We start from the raw sequence: 12,421 nt of genomic DNA, 5'->3' as shown, positions 1-12,421 counted from the left end.
CTCCGCAAGGTTCAGTGTTTCGCTACCGTTGATCGGCCCCGTTCGTCATTGCCGCGTACCGCCACCGTTCATCGCTGTTGTGCATCTTCAATGGCCACCCTTGCTGGCGTCGCTTGATCCGCTCAGGCAGCTTGCGAGTGGCCGCCGTCAAATGACGTGTGACGCAAGCATCATGGCTGCTTTGACTGTGATTCGCCGAGCAGACTGACCAATTCCGGGACCAGTCTTTCACCGTGGCCGGCATCGACGATGTCCTGGTAGAGCCGGGTGATCGCTTGACTGAGCTGGCGCGAGGCGCCGAGGTCCTCGGACATGCTTTGATAGTAGCCCACGTCCTTGAGCGAGTTGGACAGGCTGAAGCGGAAGCCTGCAGGGTCGGCGTCGGTCAGGAAGGGACGCAGGCGTTCGAGCACCACGCCGCCGCCGCCACCGTTGCCCAGCACCTCGAGCAGCACGGCGTCGTCGATGCCGGCGCGTCGAGAGGCGGCGCTGGCCTCGGCCAGTACGGCGGTGAAGCCCAGCGAGACGAAATTGTGCAATAGCTTCAGGGTGTGGCCGGCGCCCACCGGGCCGCCGTGGGTGATGTGCTCGGCGAAGGCGCCAAACAGCGGCTTGAGCTCGTCAAACAGCGCCTGATCGGCACCGACGATCAGGTTGAGGCGGCCCTCGGCGGCCTCCTTCGGGGTGCGGGTCATGGCGGCGTCGACGAAACGGCCACCGGCCTCGCGCACCCTGGCGTCGATGGCCTGGGTGGAGCTGGGGATGGCGGTGGAGCAGTCAACCACGATCTGGCCTGGCTTGAGCCCCTCCAGCACGCCGCCTTCGTCGAACAGCACGCTTTCCACCTGGGGAGTGCCGGTGACGCACAGGATCACCAGATCGGCGGTCTCGGCGACCTCGCGGGCGCTGGTCAGAGCGCTTGCCCCTTTGTCGATCAGGTCGTCGCTGGGCTGATTGCCGGGGTGATCGAGAAAGCTCAGGCGATGGTCCGCGCGCAGCAGGCTGGTGGCGATCCCGTGGCCCATCAGGCCGACGCCGATCAGGCCGACGTGAAGCGAGGTGGTCATGTCCCTTTCCTTGTGGTGGTGGTAGTGGTGATGATGGTGGTTGGTGCTTGATAGTCCTGGGTGACGGCCTAGAGGAGGGCCGGCACCTTTCGTGCCAGGCCCAGACGTTTCCAGCGACGTCTAGCCGTGATGAATCGCAATGGTCTTGATGCGGGTATAGCTCCTGAGCCCTTCAAAGCCCTTTTCGCGGCCGTGGCCGGAGCGGCCGACGCCGCCGAATGGGAGCTCGATACCACCGGCGGCGCCGTAGTTGTTGACGAACACCTGGCCCGAACGGATCGCCTTGGCCAGACGCAGTTGGCGGCCGCCGTCGGCGGTCCAGATGCCCGCACACAGGCCGAAGTCGGTGGCGTTGGCCAGGCGTGCGGCCTCGGCCTCGTCGGCGAAGGCCTGGACCACCAGTACCGGCCCGAACAGCTCCTCGCGGCTGACGCCGTGGCCTTGCGGCACCTGGGTCAACAGGTGGGGGACCACGAAGTGGCCGTCCCGGGGGGCGTCGTCGGCCAGGCGTCCACGGGCGGCGATGTGGATACCGTCATCCTGTGCCGCCTGGATCAGCGTCATCACCTTGTCGCGCTGGCGTTCATTGATCAGCGGTCCGCAGTCCGGGTCGTTCTCGCCGACGTCACAGGTCAACCGCGCGAAACGCTCGCTCAGTGCCGCCACCACCTCATCGTGGATGCTCTGCTCCACCAACAGACGGCTGCCGGCGGAACAGGTCTGGCCGGCGTTCTGGATGATCCCGCGTACCACGGCGTCCAGGGCGCGTTCACGGTCGGCGTCGGCGAACATCAGCTGGGGCGACTTGCCGCCGAGTTCCATGGTCACCGGCACGTGGTGCACCGCCGCCGCCTGAGTCACCAGGGTGCCGGTCTCCGGCGAGCCGGTGAACGACAGATGGTCGATGCCGGGGTGGGCGGCCAGGGCGGCGCCGGCTTCACGGCCGAGGCCAGGCACCAGGTTGAGCGCGCCTTCCGGTAGGCCGCAGTCGACGGCCAGCTGGGCCAGGCGCAGCACGCTCAGACAGGCGTCCTCGGCGGGCTTGAGCACGCAGGTGTTGCCGGCGGCCAGCGCCGCCGCCACGCAGCGTCCGAAGATCTGGGCCGGGTAGTTCCAGGGGATGATCTGGGCGCACACGCCCCAGGGTTCACGCAGCGTCATCACCGCATAGTCGGAATCGAAGGGGATGGTCTCGCCGTGGAGCTTGTCAGCGGCGCCGGCGTAGAAACGGAAGTAGCGCGCGCAGGCGGCGATATCGCCCCGGGCCTGGCTGATCGGCTTGCCGGTGTCGGCACACTCGAGGGCGGCCAGGGTGTCCCTGTCGGCGTCGATGGCCTGGCTGAAGGCGTACAGCAATTCACTGCGCGCCCGCGCCGAGAACGTCGACCACTGGCCAAGCTCGCCTGTGAAGGCTGCCCGGGCGGAGGCCACCGCAGCATCGACGTCGGCTGCGCTGGACGCGGCGATACGGGCGATGACCTCGCCACTGGCCGGTCGCAGCACCTCGAGGGTGTCGGCGGTATCGACCCAGTGACCGCCGATCAGGGCGCCGGTGGGTGGAGTGAGGGGGAGGGCGTGCATTCTGTCGACTCCTGAGAAGGGGCGGAAGATGGGGTGGGCCCCGGCGCGGCCGGGGCAGTGATCGGTATCAGTACAAAAGATCGACCAGGCCCAGCGAGATCCAGGGCATGTAGGTGATGGCCATCAGGCAGACCAGCACCACCAGCACGAAGCGCGCAAGCCAGGGGATCAGCTCGTCGATGGACAGCTTGGCCACCGCGCAGGCGGCGAACAGATTGACCCCTAGCGGAGGGGTGAACATGCCGAGCGCCAGGTTGACCACCACGATCAGGCCGAAGTGCACCGGGTCGATGCCGTACTGCACGGCGATGGGGGTGAAGATCGGGGCCAGCACCAGGATCGCCGCCGAGGTCTCGACGAACATGCCGATCACCAGCAGCATCACGTTCACCGCCAGCAGGAAGCTGACCGGGCTCTCGAACACCTGGGTGACCCAGGCGGCAACCTCGCCGGGCAGCCCCGAGCGGCTGATCAGGAAGCTGAACAGCGCCGCCGCCGAGATGATCAGCATCACCGTGGCGGTGGAAATCACGCTCTGGCGCAGGATCGGCACCAGCTCCGACAACGGCAGCTCACGGTAGACCAGACCGCCGACGATCAGGGCGTAGAACACCGCCACCGCCGAGGCCTCGGTGGGGGTGAAGACCCCGCCATAGATGCCGCCGATGACCACCACCGGCATCAGCAGAGCGGCCCAGGCGCGACGCATTGAGGTGGTGAAGGCGGCGCGATCCTCGCGGTCGCGCAGGCCGTAGCCGCGCAGCTTGCAGAAGATGTACAGAAACAGCAGCAGCGCCGAGCCGATCAACAACCCCGGACCGATACCGGCAATGAACAGGCGCCCGATCGAGGTGTCGGTGCTGACGCCGTAGAGGATCAAGGGGATGGAGGGCGGGATCAGTACGCCGAGCTCCGCCGAGGAGGCCTGGATCGAGGCCGCCAGCGGACGCGGGTAGTCGTGGGCCACCATCGCCGGAATCAGGATGGAGCCGATGGCGAAGGTAGTGGCCACGCTCGAGCCGGAAACCGCGGCGAACATCATGCAGGTCAGCACGCAGGTCATGGCGAGCCCGCCCTGGAGCCCGCCGACGATGGACTTGGCCAGGTCCACCAGGCGCTGGGAGATGCCGCCGGCGGCCATCAGGTTGCCGGCCAGGATAAAGAAGGGGATCGCCATCAGCGGGAAGTTGTCGATGCCGACGAACATCTGCTGGGGCACCATCAGCAGCGGAAAACGGGTGAAGAACTCGATACCGATCACCGACGCCAGCAGGATCGACACGGCGATCGGCACGCCCAGGGCGAACAGGATGATCAGCGACAGTCCGATAGCGGCGTTCATGGCTGCTTCCTCCCTTCGGTACCGGACGAGGTCCCAGTGTCAGGGCCAGGACTGGATTCGGGTTCAGGCACGTGTGCGGGGGCCTCGGCATCGACCACGCCGATGGTCTCGCGTCCGGTCAACTGGGCGATCAGTCGAGTGATCACCGACAGCAGCGAAAAGGCGGCGCCGATCGGAATGGCGGCGTAGATCCAGGCGATCGAGATGCCGACGCCGGAGAGCATCTGGTTCTGCACGCGCAGCGTCATCTGATAGCCGTAGATCACCAGGATCGCCAGGACGATCATGCAGCAGGTGGCGATCAGTATCTCCAGCGCCTTGAGGGCGGAGGTCGGCACCAGCTTGTAGATCACTTCGACGGCCATCATGTAGCCGCCGCGAAAGGTCGCTGCGGCGCCCAGAAAGACGCACCAGATCATGGTGGAGCGGGCCATCACCTCCGACCAGGTGGAGGGGGCGTCGAACACGAACCGGGTCAGCACCTGGTAGAAGCCAAGGCTTACCGAGGCGATCAACATCAGCACCGCTGCGTAGAGGACGACCTGGGAGATGGCCCGCTCGAGACGGAAGAACAGATCCAGCATGGGGCTTTCCTCATCGCGGGTAAGGCCCGAGGACGGGTCAGGCTTGACCGCCCAAGCGCTCGCCAACGGCAGGTAGCGAGCGCTCGGGCGGGAAGGTCAGTCGAGGATCAGTGGACGATCAGCTGCCGCAGTCGCTGGAGCGAATGCGATCGAGCATCTCCGAGCCGTACTCGTCGGTGTAGACCGAGTAGGAGGGCTCGACGGCGGCCTGGAACTGGGACTTGTCGATGTCATCGACCACGGTCATGCCCTTGGCCTTGAGTTCCTCGACGCCTTCGGTCTCGAGTCTCGACACCATCGCTCGGGTGGCCTCGGCGCCGGCTTGGGCGGCCTCCATGAACCAGCCCTTCTGCTCATCGGACAGGCCGTCCCAGAGGATCGGCGAGGCCAGCATGATGGCCGGAGAATAGACGTGGCCGGTCAGCGACAGGCGATCCTGGACCTCCCACAGATTGCCGGTGAGGATCACCGAGATGGGGTTTTCCTGGCCGTCCACGGTGCCCTGCTGCAGCGCGGTAAACAGCTCCGGGAAGGCCATCGGTGTCGGATGTACGCCCATCTCGTTGAACGCCGCCATGTGCATCTCGTTTTCCATGGTACGGATCTTGAGACCCTGGGCGTCTTCGGGGGTCTCGATGTTACGCTGGCTGTTGGTCATGTGGCGGAAGCCGTTCTCGGTCCAGGCAAGACCCACCAGGTCGTGCTCGCCGATCTTGTCGAGCAGGTCCTGGCCGACCTCGCCATCCAGCACGCAGCGGGCGTGGTCGTAGTCCTTGAACAGAAACGGCAGGTCGAGCACGTAGGTCTCGGGGACGAAGTTGCCCAGCGGCCCGGTGGAGGTGACAACGGCGTCGATGGTGCCGATCTGCAGGCCTTCGATCATGGCGCGCTCGCCGCCCAGCGCACCGGAGGGCTGCTCGTTGACCGTGAATTCGCCGTCGGACAGCTCCTCCAGGGTCGCCTTGAAGGCATCGATACCCTCGGAGTAGTGAGAGCTGTCCGAGGTGGTGTGGCCGACGGTGATGGTCTGGGCGGCAGCCGCTGGCAGGGCAAATCCGGCCAGTGCCACGGCCAGCAGGCAGGGCTTGAGGTGAAAGGCGGGGCGGCGTGTTGCGTGGCGTACAGTCGTCGTCATTGTTGTTTCCTCTTTGCGGGATGACGCTTGGGTGTGGCCGTGCCCGGTGGCACGGCCGGATCAGTGCTCGTGGTCGGCCAGGGCTCGTCCTCGCCTTAGCCGCTCGAAGTAGTCGTCGCCACCGATCTGACCGCCCTTGAAGGCGATCTCTAGATCCTGGTAGCGCGGGTCGTCGCTGTGGGCCTGGCACAGCGGCGAACCCGGGGTGTCCGGCAGCGGCATCTTGACCGTCAGGGCATGGATGTTCAGGGCGGTGATGGCATGGCTCGAGGTGTCGCCGCCGGCGACGCACACCCGGGTCAGCCCCTGATCGTCCACCAGCGCCTTGAGCATCTCGCCGAGGGCCTTGCCCAGACTGTGGCGGCTGGATTCGGTGGCCAGGCTGTCGTCGTGGCTGTCGGGTCCCATGGCGGTGTGCAGGATGACGCTGCGGCCACTGCTCAGGGCATCCAATGCCTTGAGGATGGCGGTAGCCATGGCCTCGTTGCGATGGGCGGGGATGGCCAGGCTGCGAGGGTCGAGCTCGATGCGCTGAAAACCGGCATGCTCGACCGCCCAGTGAATCTGGCGTGCGGTGGTGCTGGAGACGCTGCCGGAGACCACCGCGATGCGCTCGACCGAACGGGGCGGAGTGAAGTCCTCGCCACCTTCCACCAGCCCCAGGCGTTGCCACTCGGCGAGCAAGGCGTACTCGACGCCGGACGAGCCGACCACGAAGCCGCCCTTGCCGCCTTGTTGCTGCGGGCGAGTGCGCCAGAGTTGATGACCCACCACCTGTTGATGGGCGGGTTCGAGCACGTCGAACAGCACCGCCGGATGCTCGGCGAGGGCGTGATCCACGCGTTCGTCGATATCCGGCAGGGCCAGGCTGGGCACATCGATCAGGCCGACCGGCAGAGTGGTCTGGGCGGCCAGGTGGCGGCGCAGGTCCGCCTCGTGCATGGGGGTGACCGGGTGGCGCGACATCACGGGGTGTCGATCGATGCGGTAGATCTGATCCTGATAGGCGGCGTAGAGCTCGCCGAAGACGGTGTAGCGGCGCATCTGCGGCACCCCCACCACCAGTGGGATCGGTGTCTCGCCGAAGACGCCGCGCGCGACCTCCATGGCACAACCGATGCTGCCGACCTCAGGGCTGCTGTCGAAGGTGGAGCAGGTCTTGTAGTGGGTCAGCGCTGCGCCCTGTTCGGCCAGCCACTGGAAGGAACGCTTGAGCTCGCGGCGCATCCAGTCATTGGACTCGCTGCGGCTGGTGCCGGCCAGACCCAGGGCACGACAGTGGTCGAAGCGGGCGCGCTGCTCGGCGCTGGGGCGAGCGGTGAACAGCACACTGGGGACGCCCTGGCAGGCCAGGGCCTCGAGCGCGTCGGTGGAGCCGGTCAGGTCGTCGCCGTAGTAGCTCAGCAGCAGGTCGTTCATGGGCAGAAGGTCTCCAGAGCCTGGGCCAATTCGCCATGGTCACGGGCGTGGTCGGACAGCGAGATGCCGCGTGCAGCGGCGTCGTAGGCCTGGCGCAGGCTTCTGACGCCGGCGGCGATACCTCCAGGGTGGGCCATGATGCCGCCGCCTGCGGTGACGATCATGTCGCTGCCGCCCCCCATGGCGCGACAGGTGTCGATGGCCTGGCAGGCGGTCTGGTTGGACGAGAATACCGGCATCACGGTGTGGGCCGGTCCCGGGGGCTCGAACAGCGGCGTCAGGCAGGCCCGGGCGCTGGCGGCGACGCTGTCGTCGGATTCCGAAAACTTGTTGGCCAGACCATTGACGTGAAGGTGATCGACGCCGGCCAGGCGCCAGAAGGTCTGCCAGGCGGCGAAGTCCATGCCCAGCAGCGGCTCCCGGCTGAACATGCCCCAGCCGGCGCGGTGGCCGTGGATGGGCAGCTCACAGTGGCGCCGCAGATGACTGACGCCGGCCAGACCCACCGCGTTCAGGGCGACCATCACACAGCTACCGCCGGCGGCCAGCACGTGGTCGTGGTGCCGGCGCATCTCGTCGATCTCGCCGGTGATGTTGAAGGCCACCATGACCTTGCGTCCGGTGCGCTGCTCATGTTCGAGCACCAGCGGCATGATCGCGTCGACCCGCTCGGTGAACGGGCAGTGCGGGCCGTTGGCCTGGAGTTCATCGTCCTTGATGAAGTCGATGCCGCCATCCAGCAGTTCCTTCACCACCTCGGCGGTGGCATCGGGTGAGAGCCCGACGCTGGGCTTGATGATGGTGCCGATCAGGGGACCCTGGTCGACGCCGCTGAGGCGGCGGGTGCCGTCGATGCCGAACTGGGGCCCGGGGCAGGCCTCGGCAAAGGCGTGGGGCAGGCTGACGTCGAGCAGCCTGAGCCCGGAGAATTCCTTGAGTTCATACAGATTGCCGGCGAGGGTGGCCATCAGCGTGGTCAACGACGGACCGAGGTTCTCAAGGGGCCAGGACAATCGCACCCGGGCGCGCTGGTAGCGGGTGCCGGGCGGCTGGGGCCGGGTCGGCATGGGCAGCGAGGGCGCGTCGACGCTGTCGAGCAATTCGATGGACTCGACTCTGGCCGCATGACGCTTTCGAAAGTCATCGGTTTCCGCGGCCAGGCGGGTGAAGGTGCCGCAGGATTGCTCCCCGGCCATCACCTGGCAGGCCTGCTCCACCTCGAAGGGGGTCTCGATCAGGTAGCTGGCTTCGATTCGGTTCATGCCTGGCCTCTTGGTACTCGCGATGGCGCTGTCGTCAGACTCTGTGGAGAGCGTGGCCCCTCAGGTGATGCGCTGAATGCTGTCGGCGATGGCGTCCGGCTCGAACACCCGCTTCCAGTCATCGCGCATCAGCATCGGCTTGCCGTTCTCGATCGCCTTGTTGCAGGCATCCGAGAAAGCGCCGGGCTGTTCATCGAAGATCACCGCACCGAGGATGTTGAGATGGCCAAGCAGAAAGTCCCTGGCGCACTCATGGCTGACGCCTCGATCCACGACTTCGTCCATCGCTTCACGCATCACCGATAACAGTGTGGCACATACCGTTTCCGACAGACCGGGTTCCAGCAGCGCCATCTGTTCAACGCTGACGCGATGGCTGCGCCCGACGGGGGCATAGATGGTCCTGGCCACGGCCTCGCCGAGGGCAAAGTGGCGGTCATCGCCCTGCATCAAGGCGCTGACGATATGCTGGGTGGCGTGGCTGCCGCCGAAATAGTCGCGCTTGGCCTCGAGGGTGGTCTCGTCGTTGAAGATCGGGGGGTGGCAAGGGTGAGTGACGAAGTAGACCAGGTCGTCACGTTCGGGCAGATGGCCGGCGAAGGGGGCGGCGGCGTCCAGGCAGACCACCATGGTGCCGGCTTCGATCGACGGTGACAGCTCGGCGGCAATCTTCTGGATCAGGGTGTCGGGAACGGCCAGGATGACCACATCCGCGCCGGCCACCGCCTGCTCGGCGCTGTCGACGCACTCGATGTCGAGTTCGTCGCGAAGCCGTTGGCGGCCCTGTTCGCTGACCTCGACGTGACGCACGTCGAAGTCCGAAGTCTTGAGATTGCGGGAGAGGCGGGCGCCCATCTTGCCGCCGGCACCGATCAAGGCAATGGTCGTCATGGCCAGGTAACCTGTGTGAAAAAGTGGAAGAGGCAAGCTGTGCTGCAACTGGTATGATGACAATATAAGTGGCCGGGGCTGTCAAACACGACCTTGGTCGAGTGTCATGTTCCAGGACCGCTGGCATGGGTATGCTGCGGGGCCTGGCGCCGCGAGGTAGAGGCCATGAGCGACTCGTTGAAGATTTCTCGCCGCAAACTGTCCGACGAGGTGTTCGATCGGCTTTATCAGCAACTGCTGAACGGCGACTATGCGCCGGGGGACAGCCTGCCCTCTGAGCGGGAATTGATGGATACCTTCGGGGTCGGCCGGCCGGCCATCCGCGAAGCGATGCAGGCGCTGGAGCGGCTGGGGCTGGTGTCGATCCACCACGGGCAGCGGCCCAAGGTGCTGACGCCCAGTGCCGACGGCATGCTGGCCCAGATAGAACTGACCGCGATGCACCTGCTGTCGACCGAACCCGCCTCGCTCGAACACCTCAAGGAGGCGCGGCTATTCTTCGAGGTGGGCATGGTGGCGCGGGCGGCGCGGCAGGTGGGCGCCAAGGATCTGGCGCGCCTCGAGGCGCTGGTGGAGCGCCAGCGGGTGGCGTTGAACAAGGACATCGATGCCTTTATCGCGGCGGACATGGGGTTTCATGTTGCCATCGCGGAGACCACCGGCAACCCTATCTTCATCGCGGTCAGTCGGGCGATGTTCGAGTGGCTGGCCAGGTTCCATACCTCGCTGATCCACTGGAAGGGCAGCGAGCATGTGACGTTGGAGGAGCACGAGCGCATCCTGGCGGCGTTGAAGAACGGCGACGAAGGCGCCGCCATTCGCGAGATGACGCGTCATCTGGAAAGGGCGCGTTCGGTGTACGCTCCCAGTTGAGGGCGCATTGATTCCCGCTTTTGACGCTCGCCCCGGACGGGCGACACTTATCGAGAAGGAACGGGACCTTGGATAGTGATCTGGTCTACGCCCTGGACATGGCGGGGACGGTGGTCTTCGCCTTGTCGGGCATCTTGCTGGCGTGCCGCTCACGCATGGATCCCATCGGCATGCTGGTGCTGGCGGCGGTGACCGCCGTCGGAGGAGGGACCCTGCGTGATCTGGTGCTGGGTGTCGCCCCGGTGTTCTGGATCCGCGATCCGACCTATCTTTGGGTGATCCTGGCCACGGTGCTGTGCGCGCTGGTCGGATTTCACTATATCCATCGCCTCAATCGGGTGGTGCTGCCGGTGGCCGACGCCTTTGGTCTGGCGCTGTTCGTGATCATTGGTGCCAACAAGGCGATGCTGCTGGGGACCTCGGGGGTCGTGGCGGTGTTGATGGGGCTGTTTACCGGGGTGGCCGGCGGCATGATCCGTGACGTGCTGGCAAGGCGCGTGCCGATGGTGCTGTGTCGTGAGGTCTACGCCACCGCCGCCATCGCCGGCGGTGTGGTCTTCGTGGCATTGGCAAGCCTCGGCGCCCCCAGGCTTGGCATTCTGCTGTCGCTTGTCACCACCCTGGGGCTGCGGCTCGCGGCAATCCGCTGGCAGCTGGCGCTGCCGGTGCTGGCCTGGGTGGTGATCGAGCCATCTCCAGGCCAGTCGGCGTCGAGTCGGGCGGCGGAGCCCGCTGCCCCGGCGTCGATGCCGGCCGATGGCAATGACACACCGCTGACATCGGCCCGCGAGACGGTATCGTCCGCCGACGTCGCGCGTCCCAAGATGCGGGTGAGGATGGTCTCCCGAAGCAAGGCCGCCCGCCTGTGGCCCGAGGATGAGGACGTCGACTGAGCCCTCGATTGACGGTTTTCTTCCTCGATGCTCGAGCATCGCCGTCTGCAACTCTGTGCTGGGATCTCTGCGATCGATGCCAGGCGATTGCCTCTGGCGCGGGCAGGCGGGAGGCATCTATCTTGCGGGTGTGACGCCCATCCTCGGGCGTTGCTCGCCGGCAGGAGAGATGGCATGGACAGTGCAGTTTGTCGCTTGTGGAAGAGGTCGCGAGCTGCGGCTGTGCTTATGGTGCTGCTGCTGGCGTCGGGGTTGGCCGTATCGGTGGGTGCTCACAGCGTCTCGGCCGGCGCTGGCAGCGAGTCGGCGCTCACTGTCAGGACTGCCTGTGCTGACTGCGCACGCGCCGCCGCCGAGATCCGTGCCGTCTACGAAACCTCCTTCGACCTTCTTCCCGCCGACAAGCAGCGCCACTACGCCCAGCGGCTGTGGCGGGTGACCGGTGACCCTGCCTACCTGTGCGCCAATCATGCCTACGGCCGACGCCTGCTCGATCAGCTCGCGCGTGACGCCTTCACCGTCGCGGACAGTGACCGGCTTCGCCAGCGCAATCGCGAGTTGCTGGCGGCCTACCCCGAGACCAGCCCCAAGCAGCGTCGGCGCAAGGCCATGCTGTCGGAACATGTCGACATGATGCTGCCTCGGAGCATCCTGTTTCGGCTGGCCCAGGCCCGCTACCACGGCTTGCTTGGACAACTTTCCGAGGCTGACCGGCGCTTGCTTGAGCAGGCCGTGGGCGCAGTGGATTGGCGGGCCTTTCTGACCGACCCCGAGGTGCTGTCGGTGTATGCCGCCCAGGTGGCCAACCAGGCCGCCTTCCTGGCCCAGCTGGGGATCGTGGATCTGCGTGGCGAACTCGCCCGGGCCTTTCGTGACCGTTATCCACCCGGACGGATCGAGGAGCTGTCACCGGCGGAATATCGCAACTGGGTCTACGGCCTGACCCACTTCATCATCGCCGCGAGCCACTACTACCAGCGGATGCTGTCCGACGGCGAGCTCGATTGGGCGGTGGCGGCGTTGCTCGGCCAGGGAGAGGTGTTGTTGCAGGTCAAGGCCGATATCATCGCCGAGGTGGCGCTGTCGCTGCAGTTGGCAGGGCAGGCCGATCATCCGCTGGTGGCGGTGCTGCATGAAGCGCTGCTGGCACGACGGGATCCGCAGTCGGGCATCCTGCCCGCTACCGACGGCGGGTTCGATCTGGGCGAAGGTGAGCATCGCAACGTGCTGGCGATCATGACGCTGGGGTGGGACGGGCGGTTGTATTCAGGGCCCCGGCTGGTCCTCAAGAACATCTCCGAGGAGCGTGACTGCCGACTGCCTGGGCGGTCCCTGGCTACGTCGCCAGAGGACTGAGTTGGAGGCCGGGTCGGA

11 protein-coding genes are annotated in these 12,421 nt (G+C 66.2%); 3 read left to right on the top strand and 8 right to left on the bottom strand.

Annotated features, from left to right (window positions below):
* Window positions 1–170: 170 nt before the first annotated feature.
* The 8 genes from NFH97_RS05155 to NFH97_RS05120 all read right to left on the bottom strand — a co-directional run bounded on the left by NFH97_RS05155 (window position 171) and on the right by NFH97_RS05120 (window position 9,281).
* Window positions 171–1,067: an NAD(P)-dependent oxidoreductase gene (locus NFH97_RS05155; RefSeq protein ID WP_045991769.1), complete on the bottom strand. Its 897-nt coding sequence runs from the start codon at window positions 1,065–1,067 to the stop codon at window positions 171–173.
* A gap of 120 nt (window positions 1,068–1,187) precedes the next feature.
* Complete coding sequence (locus NFH97_RS05150) at window positions 1,188–2,648, bottom strand: aldehyde dehydrogenase family protein (protein ID WP_253029029.1); 1,461 nt, start codon at window positions 2,646–2,648, stop codon at window positions 1,188–1,190.
* Between the two features lie 67 nt (window positions 2,649–2,715).
* Window positions 2,716–3,990, bottom strand: a complete 1,275-nt coding sequence (locus tag NFH97_RS05145; protein ID WP_124802823.1) for a TRAP transporter large permease — start codon at window positions 3,988–3,990, stop codon at window positions 2,716–2,718.
* Entirely contained in the window at window positions 3,987–4,574 is a 588-nt protein-coding gene (locus tag NFH97_RS05140; protein WP_349624521.1) for a TRAP transporter small permease, read from the bottom strand. Before NFH97_RS05140 ends, NFH97_RS05145 begins: the two co-directional genes overlap by 4 nt.
* 118 nt (window positions 4,575–4,692) lie before the next feature.
* Complete coding sequence (locus tag NFH97_RS05135) at window positions 4,693–5,709, bottom strand: TRAP transporter substrate-binding protein (protein WP_349624520.1); 1,017 nt, start codon at window positions 5,707–5,709, stop codon at window positions 4,693–4,695.
* A gap of 60 nt (window positions 5,710–5,769) precedes the next feature.
* On the bottom strand, window positions 5,770–7,128 hold the full coding sequence (locus NFH97_RS05130; protein ID WP_349622226.1) for a four-carbon acid sugar kinase family protein: 1,359 nt from the start codon (window positions 7,126–7,128) through the stop codon (window positions 5,770–5,772).
* Window positions 7,125–8,390, bottom strand: coding sequence for a ribulose-bisphosphate carboxylase large subunit family protein (locus NFH97_RS05125; protein WP_222515644.1), 1,266 nt, complete (start codon window positions 8,388–8,390; stop codon window positions 7,125–7,127). The genes NFH97_RS05130 and NFH97_RS05125 overlap by 4 nt, the downstream gene beginning before the upstream one ends.
* A gap of 60 nt (window positions 8,391–8,450) precedes the next feature.
* Window positions 8,451–9,281, bottom strand: a complete 831-nt coding sequence (locus NFH97_RS05120; protein ID WP_108448026.1) for a phosphogluconate dehydrogenase C-terminal domain-containing protein — start codon at window positions 9,279–9,281, stop codon at window positions 8,451–8,453.
* Between the two features lie 165 nt (window positions 9,282–9,446).
* On the opposite strand from NFH97_RS05120, the gene nanR reads away from it, so the two are divergent.
* The 3 genes from nanR to NFH97_RS05105 all read left to right on the top strand — a co-directional run bounded on the left by nanR (window position 9,447) and on the right by NFH97_RS05105 (window position 12,403).
* Window positions 9,447–10,154 (top strand): transcriptional regulator NanR, encoded by a 708-nt coding sequence (nanR, locus tag NFH97_RS05115; protein WP_045991761.1) that lies wholly within the window; start codon window positions 9,447–9,449, stop codon window positions 10,152–10,154.
* 98 nt (window positions 10,155–10,252) lie between these two features.
* Window positions 10,253–11,047, top strand: coding sequence for a trimeric intracellular cation channel family protein (locus NFH97_RS05110; protein WP_222568417.1), 795 nt, complete (start codon window positions 10,253–10,255; stop codon window positions 11,045–11,047).
* Window positions 11,048–11,275: 228 nt separating this feature from the next.
* The gene (locus NFH97_RS05105) at window positions 11,276–12,403 is read left to right on the top strand and encodes a DUF3541 domain-containing protein (RefSeq protein WP_261391981.1); all 1,128 of its coding nucleotides are present in this window, start codon (window positions 11,276–11,278) and stop codon (window positions 12,401–12,403) included.
* Window positions 12,404–12,421: the final 18 nt, after the last annotated feature.

It is taken from the genome of Halomonas sp. SCS19, assembly GCF_040147015.1.
Lineage (GTDB): Bacteria > Pseudomonadota > Gammaproteobacteria > Pseudomonadales > Halomonadaceae > Halomonas > Halomonas litopenaei.
Note: the sequence above shows the minus strand (reverse complement) of the source record. Positions and strands in the feature narration are given on the sequence as shown.